Below are 19,900 nucleotides of genomic sequence, written 5' to 3' on the forward strand. Positions count from 1 at the left end.
AAATAGATTTGAGATGCTAGATATGAGATGTTAGATATGAGATGGGGCTATAGCTCTCAAATCTCAGATCTCAAAATCTCAAGTCTCCCATATCCGATCTCACACCTAAATATATGTCAGAAATTAAAGTTGCGAGCAGATACGCCAAATCATTAATAGACCTAGCCATTGAAAACAATGGGCTGGAAGAATCTTATAATGATATGGTTTTGTTTGAGAAAGTGGTTGATGAAAGCCCTGAGTTGGAAGCAATATTAAAAAACCCGATTGTACCTTTAGATAAAAAAACAGGTATCCTGAACGGTATTTTTGCAGACAAGGCAGGTAAACTAACCCTGACTTTTTTCAAAACCGTTGTAAACAAAGGACGTTCGGCTATATTATTTGCTACTGCAAAACAGTTTGTACAGCAATATAACCTGATCAAAGGCATTGTTACAGCAGATGTAACCACTGCGAGTGCTTTAAGCCCTGCAGCTAAAGAGGAAATTGTAGCGATTGTAAAAAAAGAATTAGGTGCCAAGCAGGTCATCGTAAACGAAAAGGTGAGCGAAAAACTAATTGGTGGTTTTATATTAAAAGTTGGTGATAAGCAGTTTGATGCCAGTATCGCTAACGGTTTAAGTAAACTTAAAAAAGAATTTGCGCAATAGCGGATAGCATTTTGCGTAGGGCGTTTAGCGTTGATTTGCAAAAAGCCAAAAAAACATAGTGAAGCGTGAGTGTAAGGCAATAGAGCGCCAAACACGAAGCGCCAAACGCAAAGAGTATTGCGATAAGCGTATGGCACAAAAACGCCAGGCGCCATGCGCTAAGCACTAAACATTTATAAAAAGATATAAAGTAAAATTATGGTAGAGGTAAGACCAGACGAAGTATCGGCAATTATCAGACAGCAATTGGCGGGCTTCAAATCAGAAACCGAACTGGAGGAAGTTGGTACCGTGCTGCAAGTGGGCGACGGTATTGCCCGTGTTTACGGTTTAACTAAAGTTCAATCGGGAGAGTTGGTTGAATTTGCAAATGGCCTGCAAGGTATTGTATTAAACCTTGAGGAAGATAACGTTGGTGTGGTACTTTTAGGCCCTTCTGACGAGATCAAAGAAGGTGATACCATTAAACGTACCAAAAAAATTGCCTCTATTAAAGTTGGTGAAGGTATGCTTGGCCGTGTAGTAAGCACTTTAGGTGAGCCTTTAGATGGTAAAGGTCCGATCTTGGGCGAAACTTACGAAATGCCTTTAGAGCGTAAAGCACCAGGTGTAATCTATCGTCAGCCGGTAAATGAGCCTTTACAAACTGGTATTAAAGCAATCGATGCGATGATTCCAATTGGTCGTGGTCAACGTGAGTTGGTTATCGGCGATCGTCAGATTGGTAAAACTGCTGTTTGTATCGATACCATTATCAACCAAAAAGAATTTTATGAAGCAGGTCAGCCTGTGTTCTGTATCTATGTAGCTATTGGTCAGAAAAACTCTACTGTAGCCAACATTGTACGTACACTGGAAGAAAACGGTGCTTTACCATATACAGTTGTTGTTGCTGCTTCGGCTGCAGATCCTGCTCCAATGCAGTTCTATGCTCCGTTTGCAGGTGCTGCAATTGGCGAGTTTTTCCGCGATACAGGTAAACCAGCATTAATTGTTTACGATGATTTATCTAAACAAGCTGTGGCTTACCGTGAGGTATCTTTATTGCTTCGTCGTCCACCGGGCCGTGAGGCTTATCCAGGTGATGTTTTCTACTTACACAGCCGTTTGTTGGAAAGAGCTGCGAAAATCAACGCTAACGATGATATCGCTAAAAACATGAACGATTTACCTGAGTCGATTAAGCACATCGTTAAAGGTGGTGGTTCGTTAACAGCACTTCCAATTATCGAAACACAAGCGGGCGACGTTTCTGCTTATATCCCAACCAACGTAATTTCAATTACTGATGGGCAGATTTTCTTAGAGTCGAACCTGTTCAACTCTGGTATCCGTCCGGCAATTAACGTAGGTATTTCGGTATCGCGTGTGGGTGGTAATGCGCAGATCAAATCGATGAAAAAAGTTGCAGGTACTTTAAAGCTTGATCAGGCTCAATACCGCGAGTTAGAGGCATTCTCTAAATTCGGTTCTGACTTAGATGCTGCAACAAAATCGGTATTGGATAAAGGTGCACGCAACGTAGAGATGTTGAAACAAGCACAGTTTTCTCCATTTACTGTAGAGAAACAAGTTGCAATTGTTTATGCTGGTACTAAAAACCTAATGCGTAACGTTCCGGTAGATAAAGTAAAAGAATTTGAAACTGAATTCTTAACGCAGCTGGAATTACGTCATCCTGAAACTTTAGCGGCTTTAAAAGCTGGTAAATTTGATGACAACATTACTGGTGTTTTAGATACAGTAGCAAAAGAGATTTCAAGTAAATATTAATAAGATTTGAGACATGAGATTTGAGATCTGAGATTGGGACTTAACGTCTTGTATCTCATATCTCACATCTCACATCTAAATAGAGAATGGCTAATTTAAAAGAAGTAAGAAACCGGATTGCATCGGTACAGTCAACACAGCAGATTACCAAAGCTATGAAAATGGTTTCGGCAGCAAAGTTGAAACGTGCTACCAATGCAATTATCGCTTTACGTCCTTATGCTACTAAACTGAAAGAGATTTTAGGTAATCTATCAGCAAGTTTAGAGGGATCGTCATCGCCTTTTATTCAAGAGCGCGAGCCCAATAAGGTGTTAATTGTTACTGTATCTTCAAACCGTGGTTTGGCTGGTGCTTTTAACATGAACGTAATTAAAGCGGCCAACAATTTAATTGCCGGGAAATATAGCGAACAGTTGAAAAACGGTAATGTGAGCATTATTTCTATTGGTAAGAAAACTCAGGATTTCTACGAAAAACGTAAATACAATGTTATTGGCAACAATAACGAAATATATTCAGCCCTGACTTTCGAAAACGTAACCAAAATTACGGATACGATTATGGCAGGTTTTGTTAAAGGTGAGTTTGATAGGGTAGAAGTAGTTTACAACCGTTTCAGGAATGCAGCTGTCCAGTTTATTACTACTGAACAATTGCTGCCTTTGCCTAAAACAGAAGAAGCAGCTGCAGATCCAAAAGCCGTTAAGAAAACAACAAATGCTGATTATATTTTAGAGCCTTCTCAGGAAGAAATTGTAGAACAGCTGATTCCTAAATCAATTAAAATCCAGTTATACAAAGCCGTGTTGGATTCACACGCTTCTGAGCATGGTGCACGTATGACATCAATGGATAAAGCAACTGAAAATGCTGGCGAACTATTAAAAGCCTTAAAACTTTCATACAACCAGGCACGTCAGGCAGCAATTACAACCGAGTTAACCGAGATTGTAAGTGGTGCAGCAGCATTGGAAGGATAACATTTAAGTTGCTAGTTCAGCGTCCTTAGTTTGGAGTCTGAACTAGCAAAAATATAAAGCCTGTTTCGATCAAGAAACAGGCTTTTTTATGACCTTTAAATCCTATAATCTAAAATTATTATAATTTTTATGTATTTCAATCAAAAATTATTATGTTTTTTATGGATTGTAATCCAAAATTATTATACTTTTGTATAAAGATTAATGGTTATGATTGTTCGGAAACAATTGGATTATGCTTTTGCAAGACTTTTTAAAGGGAAAGCCTTTATCATTTTTGGGCCACGCCAAACGGGTAAAATTACATTTGTTGAACAATTATTGGCAAAGGTTAATAAAAAGACCCTGTACCTTAACGGCGATGATGCCGATGTGCGCGAAACTTTAGCTAAACCTAATGCGGCACAGATCACACAAATACTCACTGGCTACGAAGTGCTCTTTATTGATGAGGCCCAGCGAATCAATGATGTAGGTCTATTGATCAAGATTATTGTCGATCGTTTTAAACATATCCAGGTAATTGCTACAGGTTCTTCTGCATTTGAGTTATCAGATAAGATAAATGAGCCCTTAACCGGTAGAAAATATGAAATGATGCTTTTACCATTTTCATACGCTGAGCTGGTAAATGATACTGATTTTATTAGCGAAGAAAGATCATTAGCGCAACGTTTAATTTATGGTTCTTATCCTGAAATTATAAACGATCCGCAAAATGCAGAAGAACATTTAAAATTACTGGCCGATAGTTATCTGTACAAGGATCTTTTTACTTTAGAAGATGTTAAAAAGCCTTTGCTGTTCGAGAAAATTGTAAAGGCCCTGGCTTTGCAGGTTGGGAGCGAAGTTAACTTTTCGGAACTGGCACAGCTGGTAAAGGCGGATCAGAAAACCGTTGATAAGTACATCAGTCTGCTCGAAAAATCTTTCGTGGTTTTTAGCTTACCTGCCTTTTCGGGCAATGTGCGCAACGAGATTAAAAAGAGCAGGAAGATTTATTTCTATGATACGGGTATTATTAATGCGATTACGCGGAATTTTAACCCCTTAGCCAATAGAAATGATGTAGGAGCACTGTTTGAGAATTATATGATTGCTGAGCGCGTAAAGTTTCTGCATCAGAACCAGATAGATGCAGAATGCTTTTTCTGGCGTACCACACAACAGCAGGAAATTGATTATATCGAAAAAACAAAAGAAAAATTTTTGGCTGTTGAGTTTAAATGGAGCGAAAGGGGGAAAAATAAATTTTCGCTTACTTTTAGGCATGCTTACCCGGACGCAGAAACATTATTGGTTTCAAAAACTGATAGGGGAAATTTTTTAAATAGCTAATTTAGAAATCCCTATTCAATTAAGAAATGGGATTTACAAAATTAAAAATAGGCGTTTTCTGTATCTTTGTAACCTAATATCAGGTTATGAAAAAATACATCCTCATCATTTTGTTGTCTTCTTCATTTTTTGTTAAGGCTCAAAATCCTGCCCGGGATTACACCAATGCCGTGCTATGGCAGCAAACATCAGGCGAATACCGCGCGCTATGTTTTCAGGCTTACAATTTTGCGCGTTTATCATTAAAGGAAGCTTTGTGGGCCGATACCAGTAAGAAGCCCAACTGTGTAATTGTTGATATAGACGAGACGGTTTTGGACAACTCGGCTTTTCAGGGCCATGAAATTAAAAAAGGACTGAGTTATGCACCGGCTGATTGGACAGAGTGGACAAGTTTGGCCCAGGCTGATACCGTTCCGGGAGCACTGGCGTTTTTAAAATTTGCCGCCTCAAAAAACATCGAAACCTTTTATGTGAGCAACCGCGATGAAAAGGATTATAAGGCAACCTTAAAAAACCTGCAACAGTTTGGATTCCCTTATGCGGATGATGCGCATTTGGTGGTTTCGAAAGGTACTTCAGATAAAGAGCCCCGCCGGCAAAAGGTAGCTGAAACCCATAATATACTGATGCTTTGCGGAGATAATCTGAGCGATTTTTCGAATATTTTTTACCGTGAAAATAAAAATACAAAAGAGCAGGTAGAGCAAAACCAGCATCTTTTCGGTACTAAATTTATTGTATTGCCAAACCCTATGTATGGCGATTGGGAAAAGCCTTTGTATCAGGGCGAAAAGCTATCGGATAAGGATAAGGCAAAGCAACGTTTAGAACGATTAAAAAGTTACTAAGTTTATATAATTATTCGGCAATAAGTATTACTTTTGCTGCAACATAAAAATAAACATTATGGAGAACAACAAATTAAAGCACAATACAGAAAGTATGCAAACGGCTAACCAGCCAGGAATTTATAAATTGATGGTTTTGGGTGTACTGATATGCATTGTGGGTACTTACGCACGTTTCGCTTACGATTCTTGGCAGGTATCATTGGCATCATGGATTGTTTTGTTCATCGGTGCAATTATTGCCATTAAAGGAGTATTCAAAATATTAGACGCATAAGCATTTTGCTATCAAGATATAAAGGCCGGTCATGTTGATACATTGACCGGCTTTTTTATGATGTAAAAACCCATCAGGTTTTCAAAACCTGATGGGTTTAAGTAAAATAGGTTCCAAAAGCCCTGCCATCCGCTTTACTCCGTGCCGCTCCTGTCAGGTTAAATTACTTAGGCAGGCCTTTCTATCCTAAGCCCGACAGCCGCGGCAGCCCCTGATTCTTTGCCGATGAATCGGCACTAAATTAGCATCAGGGCTAAAGCAAATGGCGGGACTGCTATAACCCAACTGCTTCTGCACTTGCCTTACAAAAAATAAGATAAGTTTTGAATTTCCGCATTTATTAAGACTTACATTACCTGAGCCGGCCTTTCTTATTCTTAACGAAAAGCCACCTAAAGTCTCTTCTCAATACGCTAAACTTAGTATTGGGTTACCTAAATACAATTATCGTATTAAGGGTAAATACGGCGTTATTATCTAACCAAAGGCGCCGGACTTCTCATGGCCATTTGAAGCAATATTTAAAATGATTATTTATTTAGAACCACACAATCATGAAAAGGAATATTATTGCTATAGCCATAATTTTAACCATTTTTGGCTGCCAGAGTGAAAGTAAAAAATACGCAGGTGCCGATACAGTAGCTTTAGAGCCATTAGACAAAGCGGTTACAGATAGCACAGCAACAGAGAAGATCGTTAAAACTGCCGACATGAGGTTTAGGGTAAAAGATGTTCAGAAAACGAAAGAACAGCTTAGCAAAATCATTAAGGCCGAAGGTGGCACAGTGGCTGAATTCTCGATCGAAAGTATCATCCAGGAAACCGACAAGGTTAAACAATCAACCGATTCGTTAAAGGAAATTACTTCTTACCGCACGCAGGGCTACCTGGTGGCTAAGGTACCATCAGATAAACTGGACGATTTTACCAATACCATCGCGAAAATGGCCGTTTTTGTGGATAATCAATCGATGAAGATGGACGATCAGAGCATGGCTTATTTATCGAATAAATTAAAAGCACAGAACCGGATCGATGCAATCGAAAAGATTAATAAAGTAGCTTCAAAAAAGAGCGCCAATGTAGAGTCTTCCCTTTTCATCAAAGACGATTATGTTGATAAAAGGATAGAGAATATGCAGATCGATAGCCGTGTAAAATTCAGTACCATCACCCTTAATTTTTATCAGGACAATACGGTGAAGACTATGGTTGTTGCGAACGATAACCTGTACGATTACCGCCCTTCGTTTATGAACAGGCTGTGGCTGGGTATAATAAACGGCTGGACGATCTTCAAAGAAATCATCATTGCCATTTCCAACCTGTGGATGCTAATATTGGTCGGTATAGCGACATTTTTAGCGATCAGGCATTTGATTAGGAAAGATAGGTCGGCAAGAGACCTAATCACAAAAAAATTAATCGAAAATAATCAGGGATAAATTTCTCCATGGTTCATGTTTGCACGAACCATGGAGAATTATTAACGCGATCGTCATGCTGAATTTATTTCAGCATCTTTCTGGGAAAATAGACCCTGAAATAAATTCAGGGTGACGAACGGTTTGGGATCGATTTTGCTCCATGGTTCGTGTTCGCACGAATCGTTTTAGATTAAATGGATTATTATCTTATTGATTAGGAGGATGTATGCTAAATATATCATTGTCATCCTGAGCCTGTCGAAGGATTTGTTAAATTTCCGGAAAAGCGTTTCGATACTTCGTTAAGCTCAGTACAAGCTCAGCTCAACGTGACAAATTCGGTGTGATTTTATCATTATTTCTTTGCTTTAACCGTTAAACCTTTAACCTTAGTTTTATTATCGCTTACAAAAGATTCCCAGCCCGAATAGGTTTTAGATTTACCACCTGCAGTAATTTTCTGAAAGGAGTGACAAACGGCAACGGCTAAACCATCAGTAGCATCTAAAAACTCGGGTGTTTCCTTAAAGTTCAATAAGCGCTGTAACATGGCTGCAACCTGCTCTTTGGTGGCATTTCCACTGCCTGTAATAGATTGTTTGATCTTACGGGGTGAATATTCGGTTACGGGCACATTTCTGGATAATGCAGCTGCGATGGCTATGCCCTGCGCACGGCCAAGTTTTAGTAATACCTGGATGTTTTTACCATAAAAAGGGGCCTCAATAGCGAGCACATCAGGTTTATACTGTTCCATCAGTACGACCGTTTTTTCGAATATCCGCTGAAGTTTAAGAAAAGGATCGTCTAAATGGGTCATTTTAACCACGCCTAAACTGATCAGCTCCGTTTTATTCCCTTTCTCTAAAATTACGCCATAACCCATCACTGCAGTGCCTGGATCGATGCCCATAATTACCCGTTCCTTTTTTTCATTCAACATTACAGCAATATTAAGCATATTTGCAAGAAAAAAGAGAATCTTGACAGGCAGGCACAAAAAAATACTATCGCTTTTAATTAAAGTTGCAATTGTAATATTTGCCTTTTGGTTTATTTACCATAAACTTATCGCCAATAAGAACCTACGTGATTTTAGTACGCTGTTAAAAGATATCCCCCAGGCCGAAATTATTACGGTAATTGGTGTTGTAGTGATATTGATGCTGGTAAACTGGTTTCTGGAAGCCGGGAAATGGAAATACCTGATGAGCCATATCGAACCCATCAGCTTTTATCGTGCCATCGAATCGGTTTTTTGCGGTTTAACGCTGGCTATTTTTACGCCCAACAGGCTAGGTGAGTACGGAGGGCGCGTGTTTTTCCTCTCACCACGAAGAAGAATTGTTGGGATAGTGGCCATGAGTGTGGGCAGTATCGGCCAATTGGTGCTGACTAATGTTTTTGGCGCTATTGCAGCCTGCTTTTTTGTGTACCGCTTTATCCCTGTAAACCGCGTACTATTTATTGCCCTGGTATTTTTTGCAGTAATTTTTTGCCTGTTTTTTCTAATCTTTTATTTTAATATCCGTTGGTTAAATGGGATTTTACTATCCATTAAATTCACCAGGAAATACAAGAAATTTTACAGTATTTTAGCCCGTTACAGAAAAAGGGAATTATTCAAAATTATTACCTACTGTTTTGCCCGGTACGTGGTATTCAGTTCGCAATATTTTATTCTTTTTGTTTGGCTGGTGCCCGGCATGCATTATGTAGACATTGTGATGATGACCTGTTTACTCTTTTTGGTACAATCGGCATTACCTTCACTCGATCTTTTCGATGTGGGGATCAGAAGTGTTACCGCTGTGGAGCTATTTAAGCATATAACCGACCAGCATGTGGCAGTTATTGCATGCACGGCAGGTATTTGGCTCGTAAATATCATAATTCCTGCTATCTTAGGCACTTATTTCGTTTTTAAACTCAATTTTTTTGGAAATCTTAAATCTAACTAGTCTATTTTCTATCGCTTTAACCTTAATCTATGGTTTTTTGGTCCTTTATTTTATCAGGGGATGGCATAGGCTGATTTATTTCAACCCACAAAAATCAGATCCAAAAACCAGGGTTTCTATCATAGTGGCAGCCAGAAATGAGGAAGAAAATATCAATAAAACGATCGATGACCTGATTGCACAGCATTATCCTCAGGCTTTAACGGAGATTATTATTATTGACGACCATTCTACTGATAAAACAGCGGAAATTGTGTTAAGTTATGCCGATCGTAATGTAAAACTGATTAAGTTAAATGAAGACCGGGCATTGAACTCTTACAAGAAAAAAGCAATACAAACCGCTATCGGCACCTGCTCTGGCGACCTGATCATAACCACTGATGCTGATTGTAGAATGGGGCCTGACTGGTTGATTACTATTGTTGGATTATACGAGGAGAAAAACTATAAAATGATTTCTTCCCCGGTAGCTTATTTTCAGGAGAAAAGTTTTTTTGAGCGCTTACAAGCGTTAGAGTTCCTTTACCTGATTGGACTGGGTGCCTCTACCATTGGAAACAGGAAACCATCAACCTGCAATGGTGCCAATTTAGCCTATGAAAAAAATACTTTCTATGAGGTTGGCGGCTTTCAGGGAATTGATGACCTCGCATCGGGCGATGATGAACTGTTACTACATAAAATTGCTGCGAAATACCCGGATAAGATCGGCTTCTTAAAAAACAGGAATGCGATCGTGTATACGCACGCAAAAGAAACATTGGGCGATTTTATCCAGCAGCGCAAACGCTGGGCATCAAAAAGTACACGTTATAAGAACAAGGCTATTATTGTTTTGGGTGTACTGATCTGGATCTTCAATCTCAGCATACTGTCAAACTTTGTTACGGGATTGTTTATTCCAGGCTTTTTAACCCTTGTTTTCTACCAGCTGTTATTTAAAATGGTTGTAGAAACCTTATTTTTATGGGATGTAACCGGCTTTGCCAAAAGGCGTAGTTTACTGATTTTAATGCCTGTTTTAAATGTACTGCATATCATTTATATGGTATACATTGGCATTGCCGGAAACAGTGGAAAATATAATTGGAAAGGCAGAATGGTTAAATAATGGATAATAGCCCATCAAAAAAAGTATGGTTAAAGTTTAAGCGGAATAAACTGGCATTCGGCGGGCTGATCTTTATCTTACTATTGATGCTCATGGGCATTTTGGGCTATTTGATTATGCCCGATCATTCTCCAAATGCAAATGTGCAAACCCTTCAGTTAAACAAAAAGAAACCAGGCAGCACCTTTACTTTTTTAATCATTGGCCGCAATCCCAAAGTGGAAAAAGTTAATTTTTTAAAAAGAATGCTGAATGGACAAACACCTGCTTTTAAAAGCATCCCGATAACTTCGTACAAAATAAAAGGCAATACTGTTTTAGTGCAGGAATATATCGGAGATGACGAAAAAGCCAAAGAAACGGAATACGCGTTAAAAGATCTATGTCCGGATTGTGTTCTGCCTTCAAAAACAGGTGCGCCACAAGCTCTTTTTGAGAAGAATAACATCTATAAACAAACCTATATTCTGGGAACCGATATTTATGGCCGTGACTTATTGAGCCGTTTGATTTTGGGCATACGCGTTTCATTATCGGTAGGTTTAATGGCGGTTCTCATTTCTCTTTTTATAGGGGTAAGTTTAGGGGCTATAGCAGGTTATTTTGGTGGAAAGATAGATGCAGCCATCAGCTGGTTTATGAATGTAGTTTGGTCGTTGCCATCGCTTTTATTGGTCATTGCCATTTCATTTGCCTTGGGGAAGGGTTTTTGGCAGATATTTATCGCAGTTGGTTTATCAACCTGGGTAGATGTAGCCAGATTGGTGCGCGGGCAGGTAATGGCTTTAAAAGAAGTAGAGTTTATAGAGGCGGCAAGGGCGCTGGGTTTTAGTACAGCCAGAACCATTATCAAACATATATTGCCCAATATTGCAGGTCCTATTTTGGTTGTGGCCTCTTCTAATTTTGCTTCGGCCATATTGTTGGAAACAGGGCTAAGCTTTTTGGGCTTTGGTGCACAACCGCCCATGCCAAGCTGGGGGAGCATGATTAAGGAACACTATGGTTACATTATTATGGATGCTGCTTACCTTGCCATTTTGCCCGGTTTAGCCATTATGTTTACCGTTTATGCCTTTAATGTGCTTGCCATAGGCCTACGTGATGCCTTTGATGTAAAAGGGCAAAATGTAACAGTTTAATCATAAAAAAGAGGCTGTATTATAAGTTGTGATTTACGCCGGATCTACCAGATAAATCCAGCCTTTACGGAGCTTAACGAGGTGTCTAAACGCCTTGTAATATGTGTTTAGATTAGATAAGCCTTTTTACAAAACTCCTAATGACAATCCTATATACAGCCTCTTACCTTAAAAAAACAAAAGCTTAAGCTGTAGCTGTCAGCATATTTGCTGAAACCGTAAGCGGATAAACCTTTAGAGCACTTGTGGTACCGCCATCATTCGGTTGGGCTAAAATACTTCCGCTAGTGGTATACCTCGAATTATGTAAACCACACTGGATATAGTTGCTGGCCTGGATAAAGCTTAGTGAACCACCCTGATGTGGACAAGTGGCTTGTGTAGCTGCAAAAGAAGTGGTGGCATTCCCTGTTGCCGTACGGATAAATAAAATGCCATTAACTACAACTGATGCTCCAACGGTTAACAGTTGGGTATTCAGATCTACACTTGCGGTAGTACCCGTAGGTACTCCACCACCGTTAGGTTTGCTGGGTTCTGGTGAATCACTTTTTTTTCCACAGGCAGAAAAGCAGGCTCCAGTGCACACCATGGCAACACCAAGGCCCAATGATTTGATAAATTCATTACGTTCCATAATTGTTTTCTTAATTTACTTTTTGGTTCAATTAATCTACTTTGCTTTTTTCTTATCGAAAGAAAATCTTCGTGCTATACTAAAGCCCCAGCGGTATTGCCCTTTAAGCCACGAAGTATTTGTATCGGTAATAAATTGGGATTCCTGAATTGCAGTTGCATTGGTGAAATTAAGGTGGAAAATATGTCCACCGGTTTCAAATTCCAGTCCGGCACCAAGTGTCTTATAGTATGTTGTTCCCAAAGTATTTTCGAGATAAGCTTCTTTATTTTTATCCCTGAACGGAATAGTATAATCGGCTACAAATGCCATGCGTTTGGTAATTTTGATGCGACCACCAACAGACAGGGCAAGCATATCATTCTGATCACCAAAAACAGTAAAGTTGCGGTGTACGTACGATGGCATTACCAACATCGAGAAATTTGAGTTAAACTTACGGGCAATTACAGCCTGTACCACATAAGTTAAGCGGTCTTGAAATTGGCCGAATGCATTTGCAGCGGTGGGATCGGTTGAAGCTTTCGCTGCCGAAATGGTAGTGCTACCAAATACAGTTACCGCAACCGGTATTTTATCATCTGCAGTTTGCTCCAGTAAACGGTATTTTAAGTTTCCTTCGTATAACTGCGTTACTACACCGGCTCCTTTAGCTCTTGCCAAACCTACAGAAAGTTTATCACTGATCCCATATTCAAAACCAATACGGATATCAGTTGATTGATCAAGTCCGAAAAAATTTTTTATGCCTCCTGCACTGCCGGCAATGTCTCCGAAACGGTGATCTACCCTAAAATCCAGTTCGTTTTTATAAATGGTTTCGTTAGTTTGAATGTTAATAAGTTTAGTTGCTTTGAAAGTGGCCTGCACATTCTTTTGTTCTTTAGGGAGTTGTAATGCATTTTCGAGGGAATCCTGGCTAAAAGCCAAATACGGCGAACAGATGATAAATAGACATAAAAGAGATCTTAGATGATATTTCATAAAGTTTTTATTTTTTAGGTTCATAAACAGCACTTATTTTTACTTGTATGGTTTCTGCAATTTGTTTAAAAACAATGGTGGGGACTTTAATATTATGATCGGCAAGTTTTACGTTAAACGCTGAGGTGGCTTTTGCCTCTCCGCCTGCGATAACAAGCGATCCTTTTGCCTGATATTCCTTAGTAACGCCGTGGATCTGCAGGTTTCCTTTAACGGTAATGGGATAGGTACCTGGTTTTGAAAAATCAATCTGTTCTACAATTTTCCCTTTAAACTCTGAGGTAGGGTATTTATCACTTTCAATATAATTTTCGTTAAAATGTTCCTGCATCAATTTTTTCTTAAATTGATAAGAACTATTATTGATCTTGAAAATAATATCGTTGGTATTGGTATTTATAGCCGAGGCCCCGGTTTTACTGGTAGCATCTATATCCTCTACCGGTGTGGAAGAAAAAAATGAAGAGGTTACATTTTTACTTACCCATATCTGTGCTTTTAAACCTGTACATAAAAACAGGGCGACTAACGTGAAAAATAATTTTTGCATCGGTAAATTGATTTAAGTTTTTAGTAAAATATTGTTCATAAGCGTTAATTTATACTCTGTTTAGTCGTTATTCAGGCATTCCGCGATCAAACCATGCTTGTAATAATTCCCTTTCGCTAACTGTTAAAGTGCCACCCTTAGGCATTGTTTTGGTTACGAGCACACTATTGGCTACACGTGTATCATTTTTTATAGAGGCCAGACCATTAAATGCCCAAACAATTTTTACTGAACCATTAGGGCCATGGCAATTGTTACATTTGGTTTGGAAAAGTGCACCTGCAAAATTGCTATAGGTTACATTGGCAGTGGTTACAGCGGTTGGACCCGTTGGGGTTGTTGGTTTCAATTCTTCAGCTTGTTTTTTAGAGCAGGCAAAAAGCAAGGCAGTAATTGCGGCTAATAAAAAGATTGAATTTTGTTTTTTCATAGGTATTGATTTAAAATTGGTATCGGAAAGGTTTATTTTTCTTGTCATTATATTTAACTGCTAATCTGTGTGATGTAAGGTTTGCTTATTAAAAATGTCAATAGCCATTATTGTATTTATAGGTTTTTAAGTAATTTCTACGGAAATCTTAATAGATACGTAAACTTTTTACAATAGGTTGCCTTCAATAAAAAAAAACATAAAAAAAGCCGTCCCGATTTTACACCGGGACGGCTTTTTTATTAAACTTTATCTAAAACCTAGTTAAAATCTTCGGCTTTTAATGGTGGATTTACTAAGATGTCTTTAATTGATACTGCAAATTCCTGCGAACCTTGTGGAGTTGCAACCGATTGGGTTAAGGTAAATGGAAATAATACCTCGCCAACTTTCTTGTAGTTCGAATATTCAGTAGATTGACTGATTTCAGCTCCTCCTTTGGTAACGGTACGCTCTTCTTTTAAAAGTAGCCCCGATTTAGCATCGTAATATTCTGTTTTCTTTTTACCGGATGGAGAAGTGATGGTTAATTTATATGCATCAGCAGTCCCTACCTTTGCCGTACCAGCTGCTTCAATTTTAGTTCCGTCAGTTGCATAATACAATTGGGCTCCATAGCCTTTGTCGTCTTTCCTTTCAGCCAGATCATCACCGGTTAATTCAGCTTTTTGGCCCATCTGCATCGAATAACCGGTTTTACCATTGTAAACTTGTTTCATGGCAGTTTGGCCACCCATAGAAATTTCCATACTGCTTAGATTAGGCACCATGTTTTTAATGATCACCGTAAGTTTTTGCCCCTGCATTTCCATTTCACCGTTTTGCTGTAATGTTGTTATTTTTTTAACAGCTTCTTCACCGCCAATGGCTTTAATGTAGTTTTTGATAATCACTGCGGGTGCAACTGTTGGTATGGCATTGGTTTCTGTTGCTTTAACTGCATTTGCATAACTATCATAAACCTGTGTTTTAAAACCTGCTTTAATTAAACCGGCTGCAAATGCATCGCTTTTACCTACAATAACGATACGGGCGTTGTCATGATTGTAATATTTTTTGGCAACCCTTAAAATATCGTCGGTAGTTACGGCATTTACCCTTTTTAAGTAGGTGCGGTAAAAATCTTTAGGTAGGTTATTAATTAAGATATTACTGGCGAAACCTGCAGTTAGTGCCGGGTTTTCCAAACCTAATGCAAACGATCCGTTAAACAGGTTTTTGGCATTTTGTAATTCATCAGCGGTAACCTTTGTGGTACGGATAGTGTTAATTTCTCTTAAAAATTCGACCACTGCACTATCAACTTTCTCGTTTCTCACTGCTGCATTAGCAGAAAATTTGGATTGGAAACGGCCCGATCCTGTACTTGAATAGGCCCCGTAGGTGAAACCATGTTTTTCGCGAAGGTTATCAAATAACCTCGATTCAGAACCACCACCCAAAATCTGATTAGCCAATAAAACCGGGAAATAATCAGGACTGCTCATCGGAAGGTCGATTAAGTTAACCACGGTAATTTCAGATTGAACGGCATTACTTACATTAACGATATCGACTTCTGTTTTGGCTGGATTTGCAACCTTAGCAAGAACAGGTAATGTTAAGGTTGTTCCTTTCCAATCGCCAAATGCTTTTTCGGCCAAAGCTTTTGCTGCTTCTGGTTTAATATCACCCACAAAGGTTAAATAGCCTCTAGAAGGAGTAATATATTTTTGATAAGCAGCTTTTACATCTGCCAAAGTAATGGCATTTAGGGAGGTTTCGGTTTCAAATTCACCATTTGGATGGTTTTTACCATAAGCCAATGCATTTACTACTCGGGCTGAAATGGCTTTAGCACTTTTTTCGTTAGATTTTAAACCTGTAATGGTCTGCGATTTTAATTTCTCGAAAGATTCTGCGGGAAAGGCGGGTTTACGGATACTTTCGGCCATTAAATTAAATGCCTGAGGAAAATATCGTGTTAAGGCTGATACAGAACCGCCACCTGCTCCTGCGCTTACATTGGCGCCCAGCTGATCAACAGCTTCGTCAAATTGCGCTTTTGTTTTGGTCGTTGTACCTTCATTAAGCATACTGCCCATTAAACTTATAACGCCAGCTTTTGCTCCTTCTGTAATTGGTCCGGCATCAATGCTGTAACTGGCTGAAACTTTAGGTAGTTTATGATTTTCTACCACCAAAACGGTAATACCATTAGCTAATTTATAAATAACAGGGTCGCCTATGGTAATAACCGGGGCGGGGCCTGGTTTTGGTTTATGGCTACGATCTATAGTTTGTGCTGAAATACCTTGGGCCAATAAGGAAACTGCAGCTATAATGAATAATTTCTTCATGTTTTTAGTAATTAAAATGAAAAAGCGGTCAGCTTATTTTTTAGGTAAGTAATACAATACAACTCTTTGGTTTTTGTTCAGGTATTTTTTGGCAACATCCCTGATTTCTTCACGGGTAATGGATCTGATTACCTCCAGTTCCTCATTAATATCGTTCGTATCCTTATCGTGAAAAGTATAGCCATCAGCTAAATTTTCAGCAACACCAAGCATCTTGCTGTTTGCACTCACATAATTGTTTTCAAACTTGTTTTGCACCTTTTTGTAGTCGCTTTCGCTGATCAGATCGGTTTGAAGCCTTAACACTTCCTCATCAATATCTTTTAAAAGATCGTTGAGCGGAGTATTTTTATTCGGTAATGCAAGGGTGATGTAGGCTCCGTAATCTTCCAATGAATAGTTAAAAGCGGCAACCTGCAGTGCAGTTTTCTTTTGGTCTACCATTTTGGTGCTTAATCTTGAGCTTCCACCTTCAGACAGGATAGAACTGATCATCCCTAAAACCTTACTTTCTCTGGTTTTCATACCGGGCACGCGGTAAGCAGCAAAAATTGCAGGAATCTGGATGTTTGCATCATAAGCGGTATCGATAATTTCTTTGGTAATTTCGGGTAGTTTATAATCTTTACGTACTATCGGTTCGCCCTTAGGTACCTCTGCAAAATAAGCTTTTACCAAAGCGCTGGTTTTATCGATATCCAGGTCGCCGGCAATGGTTAAAACCGCATTGTTAGGTACATAATATTTTTTAAAGAAAGCAATAAACTCATCTAATTTTGCCGCATCTAAGTGTTCCATCGAACCGATCGGCTGCCAGCGGTAAGGGTGGCCATCAAATAAATGTGAGAATATTTTTTCGGTAAATTTTCCATAAGGTGAATTATCGATACGCAGGCGTTTTTCTTCTTTTACTACCTCATTCTGTGTTTTTACACCACTTTCGTTAATTACCGGGTGTAACATTCGTTCGCTTTCCAGCCATAAACCCAGTTCCAATTGGTTTGATGGAAAAAGTTCAAAATAAAAGGTGCGGTCTTGCGAGGTATTAGCATTGTTCTGGCCTCCATTGCTGCTTACCAGTTTCATGAAATCGCCTTTTTTAATATTTTTAGAGCCTTCGAACAATAAATGTTCGAAAAAATGAGCAAAACCGGTACGTTGAGGATCTTCATCTTTTGATCCTACATGATACATTACTGAAACAGCAACCACAGGAGCAGTTTTATCCTGGTGTAAAATAACATGCAGGCCATTGTCGAGGTCAAATTCGGTAAATTTTACCTTTTGTGCAGAAGCACTTAAGCACAGGCTGGAAATGGCCAAAGCAAAAAGTATTCTTTTTTTCATAGGTTTATAATTGTTTTTTATGGTTATGAAACTGTCATTAACATATTTTTTATTATTTGTAATTAATATGCCTATGATGTTCCATAGTTAGTTTGTTTAAGGGTTAGAAATAATCAAAATCAGGTAATTATTTCAATAATAAGTTAATTTGGGCTTTTCACTAGCGTGAAATAATAAGAATGGGCCTAAATTATAGGATTTTAAATAAAAAAGCGAGTATTTCTACCCGCTTTTTTATTCATTTTACCTCCAGGCCTTGTATTGGTTAATTAAGCCATTGGTAGAACTATCGTGACTCGATACTTTTTCATCACCCGCCAGTTCAGGAAGGATCTTTTTAGCCAGCTGCTTGCCAAGCTCAACCCCCCATTGGTCGAAACTGAAAATGTTCCAGATTACGCCCTGAACAAATATTTTGTGCTCATAAATAGCCACTAAACTACCCAAAGTATAAGGGGTTACCTTTTTTAATAAAATAGAGTTTGTAGGGCGGTTGCCTTCGAATACTTTAAACGGTGCGATTTTTTTAATTTCGGCATCCGATTTACCTTCTTTCTTTAATTCGGCTATAACTTCCTCTTCGGTTTTACCATTCATTAAAGCTTCAGTTTGTGCAAAGAAATTGGACAGTAAAATTGGATGGTGATCGCCCAAAGGGTTTAAACTCTGTGCAGGTGCGATAAAATCGGCAGGTATAATTCTGGTTCCCTGGTGGATCAACTGATAAAATGCATGCTGGCCGTTTGTACCCGGCTCGCCCCAAATAATCGGTCCGGTTTCATAGTCAACTTCATTGCCGTTCCTATCTACATGCTTACCATTACTTTCCATATCCCCCTGTTGAAAATAAGCGGCAAAACGGTGCAGGTACTGGTCGTAAGGTAAAATAACCTGTGTTTCTGCCTCATAAAAATTGATGTACCAAACGCCCAATAAACCTAAAATTACAGGTAAGTTGCTTTCAAATTCAGCCGTTTTAAAGTGGTTATCGGTAGCATGCGCTCCGGCCAGTAATTGTTTAAAGTTATCGAAGCCAATGCTTAATGAGATGGATAAACCAATAGCGCTCCATAACGAATAACGGCCTCCAACCCAGTCCCAAAACTCAAACATATTTTCAGTGTCGATACCGAAAGCCGAAACGTCTTTTGCATTGGTAGATAGGGCAGCAAAGTGTTTGGCAATATCCTTTTCTTTGCCTCCTTTTTCTAAAAACCAGGTACGTGCAGAATGTGCATTGGTCATGGTTTCCTGTGTAGTAAAGGTTTTCGATGCCACTAAGAATAAGGTAGTTTCGGCATTCAGATTTGCTAATGTTTCTGCTATGTGTGTACCATCAATATTAGAAACAAAGTGAATATTTAAGTGGTTTTTGTAGTGTTTTAATGCTTCGGTAACCATAACGGGACCTAAATCAGAGCCGCCTATACCAATATTTACAATATCTGTAATGGCTTTGCCCGTATAACCCTTCCATTCACCGCTAATAATGCTGTTGCTGAATTTCTCCATTTTAGCTAAAACCGCGTTCACTTCCGGCATTACATCCTTACCGTCAACCAAAATCGGGGTATTGCTCAAATTACGTAAAGCAATATGGAGTACCGAACGGTCTTCTGTTTCGTTGATTTTATCCCCATTGTACATGGATTTTATGGCTTCATCCAATTTGCACTCTCGTGCCAATTGAATTAACAGTGCCAATGTTTCATCGCTGATGCGGTTTTTACTATAGTCCAGTAAAATATCTTCGAAGAAAACAGAAAACTTATTGAAACGATCTGCATCATCAGCAAAAAGGTCTTTAATGCTTTTTTGATTAATATCTATAAAATGATCGGCTAAATATTTGTAGGCCTCAGTTTCTGTAAAATTTACTTTAGGTAACATAATCTTTGTTTTTTTGTAAAAGTAATAAAGCAAAAATTTAAAACCGTCTTTTTAATGTTCAAAATCGTTAAGAAGATATTAAATTTCTTCATCAGCATAAAATGCAATGTAGTGGAACTTTCCCTGTATGCAGTAATTTTTTGTAATGGAGAAAATATTAAAGCTAACTGCTTAACCTATAATTAAAATCATGAGCGGGGA

Annotated in this window: 18 protein-coding genes; 10 read left to right on the plus strand and 8 right to left on the minus strand. The window is 38.7% G+C overall.

Going from position 1 to position 19,900, the window contains the following annotated elements:
- Window positions 1-113: 113 nt before the first annotated feature.
- From atpH to ACFSR6_RS12340, 7 genes are all read left to right on the plus strand, one after another.
- Window positions 114-653: an ATP synthase F1 subunit delta gene (atpH, locus tag ACFSR6_RS12310; RefSeq protein ID WP_379079252.1), complete on the plus strand. Its 540-nt coding sequence runs from the start codon at window positions 114-116 to the stop codon at window positions 651-653.
- Window positions 654-851: 198 nt separating this feature from the next.
- The gene (atpA, locus tag ACFSR6_RS12315; RefSeq protein ID WP_379079254.1) at window positions 852-2,426 is read left to right on the plus strand and encodes a F0F1 ATP synthase subunit alpha; all 1,575 of its coding nucleotides are present in this window, start codon (window positions 852-854) and stop codon (window positions 2,424-2,426) included.
- An 86-nt stretch (window positions 2,427-2,512) separates the two neighbouring features.
- Complete coding sequence (atpG, locus tag ACFSR6_RS12320) at window positions 2,513-3,409, plus strand: ATP synthase F1 subunit gamma (protein ID WP_379079256.1); 897 nt, start codon at window positions 2,513-2,515, stop codon at window positions 3,407-3,409.
- A gap of 210 nt (window positions 3,410-3,619) precedes the next feature.
- A complete protein-coding gene (locus tag ACFSR6_RS12325) occupies window positions 3,620-4,747 on the plus strand; it encodes an ATP-binding protein (RefSeq protein WP_379079258.1) in 1,128 nt (375 codons plus the stop codon).
- Window positions 4,748-4,833: 86 nt separating this feature from the next.
- Window positions 4,834-5,598 (plus strand): 5'-nucleotidase, lipoprotein e(P4) family, encoded by a 765-nt coding sequence (locus ACFSR6_RS12330; protein ID WP_379079260.1) that lies wholly within the window; start codon window positions 4,834-4,836, stop codon window positions 5,596-5,598.
- Between the two features lie 58 nt (window positions 5,599-5,656).
- Window positions 5,657-5,875, plus strand: coding sequence for a hypothetical protein (locus tag ACFSR6_RS12335; protein WP_183767686.1), 219 nt, complete (start codon window positions 5,657-5,659; stop codon window positions 5,873-5,875).
- A gap of 554 nt (window positions 5,876-6,429) precedes the next feature.
- A complete protein-coding gene (locus ACFSR6_RS12340) occupies window positions 6,430-7,323 on the plus strand; it encodes a DUF4349 domain-containing protein (protein ID WP_379079262.1) in 894 nt (297 codons plus the stop codon).
- Between the two features lie 337 nt (window positions 7,324-7,660).
- Here ACFSR6_RS12340 and ruvC read toward each other — a convergent pair whose 3' ends face one another.
- Window positions 7,661-8,248 (minus strand): crossover junction endodeoxyribonuclease RuvC, encoded by a 588-nt coding sequence (ruvC, locus tag ACFSR6_RS12345; RefSeq protein ID WP_183767690.1) that lies wholly within the window; start codon window positions 8,246-8,248, stop codon window positions 7,661-7,663.
- 40 nt (window positions 8,249-8,288) lie between these two features.
- On the opposite strand from ruvC, the gene ACFSR6_RS12350 reads away from it, so the two are divergent.
- Genes ACFSR6_RS12350 through ACFSR6_RS12360 form a run of 3 tightly spaced genes read left to right on the plus strand, consistent with a single transcriptional unit; the run spans window position 8,289 to window position 11,522 of the window.
- Window positions 8,289-9,266: a lysylphosphatidylglycerol synthase domain-containing protein gene (locus tag ACFSR6_RS12350; RefSeq protein WP_379079264.1), complete on the plus strand. Its 978-nt coding sequence runs from the start codon at window positions 8,289-8,291 to the stop codon at window positions 9,264-9,266.
- Window positions 9,244-10,380 carry a glycosyltransferase family 2 protein gene (locus ACFSR6_RS12355; RefSeq protein WP_379079266.1) on the plus strand — a complete coding sequence of 379 codons (1,137 nt, stop codon included), beginning with the start codon at window positions 9,244-9,246 and terminating at the stop codon, window positions 10,378-10,380. Before ACFSR6_RS12350 ends, ACFSR6_RS12355 begins: the two co-directional genes overlap by 23 nt.
- Window positions 10,380-11,522, plus strand: coding sequence for an ABC transporter permease (locus tag ACFSR6_RS12360; protein WP_379079268.1), 1,143 nt, complete (start codon window positions 10,380-10,382; stop codon window positions 11,520-11,522). Before ACFSR6_RS12355 ends, ACFSR6_RS12360 begins: the two co-directional genes overlap by 1 nt.
- A 184-nt stretch (window positions 11,523-11,706) precedes the next feature.
- On the opposite strand, the gene ACFSR6_RS12365 is transcribed toward ACFSR6_RS12360, so the two are convergent.
- The 7 genes from ACFSR6_RS12365 to pgi form a co-directional block, all read right to left on the minus strand.
- Entirely contained in the window at window positions 11,707-12,159 is a 453-nt protein-coding gene (locus tag ACFSR6_RS12365; RefSeq protein ID WP_379079270.1) for a QcrA and Rieske domain-containing protein, read from the minus strand.
- Window positions 12,160-12,195: 36 nt separating this feature from the next.
- Complete coding sequence (locus ACFSR6_RS12370; RefSeq protein ID WP_379079272.1) at window positions 12,196-13,143, minus strand: DUF5777 family beta-barrel protein; 948 nt, start codon at window positions 13,141-13,143, stop codon at window positions 12,196-12,198.
- Between the two features lie 7 nt (window positions 13,144-13,150).
- Window positions 13,151-13,693 carry a YceI family protein gene (locus ACFSR6_RS12375; RefSeq protein WP_379079274.1) on the minus strand — a complete coding sequence of 181 codons (543 nt, stop codon included), beginning with the start codon at window positions 13,691-13,693 and terminating at the stop codon, window positions 13,151-13,153.
- A gap of 67 nt (window positions 13,694-13,760) precedes the next feature.
- The gene (locus tag ACFSR6_RS12380; RefSeq protein ID WP_379079276.1) at window positions 13,761-14,123 is read right to left on the minus strand and encodes a hypothetical protein; all 363 of its coding nucleotides are present in this window, start codon (window positions 14,121-14,123) and stop codon (window positions 13,761-13,763) included.
- 260 nt (window positions 14,124-14,383) lie between these two features.
- Window positions 14,384-16,462 carry a M16 family metallopeptidase gene (locus ACFSR6_RS12385; protein ID WP_379079278.1) on the minus strand — a complete coding sequence of 693 codons (2,079 nt, stop codon included), beginning with the start codon at window positions 16,460-16,462 and terminating at the stop codon, window positions 14,384-14,386.
- A 33-nt stretch (window positions 16,463-16,495) separates the two neighbouring features.
- Window positions 16,496-17,809 (minus strand): M16 family metallopeptidase, encoded by a 1,314-nt coding sequence (locus ACFSR6_RS12390; RefSeq protein WP_379079280.1) that lies wholly within the window; start codon window positions 17,807-17,809, stop codon window positions 16,496-16,498.
- Window positions 17,810-18,052: 243 nt separating this feature from the next.
- Entirely contained in the window at window positions 18,053-19,699 is a 1,647-nt protein-coding gene (gene pgi, locus ACFSR6_RS12395) for a glucose-6-phosphate isomerase (protein ID WP_379079282.1), read from the minus strand.
- Window positions 19,700-19,900: the final 201 nt, after the last annotated feature.

Source organism: Pedobacter vanadiisoli (assembly GCF_042684385.1).
In the GTDB taxonomy this organism is placed as follows: domain Bacteria; phylum Bacteroidota; class Bacteroidia; order Sphingobacteriales; family Sphingobacteriaceae; genus Pedobacter; species Pedobacter vanadiisoli.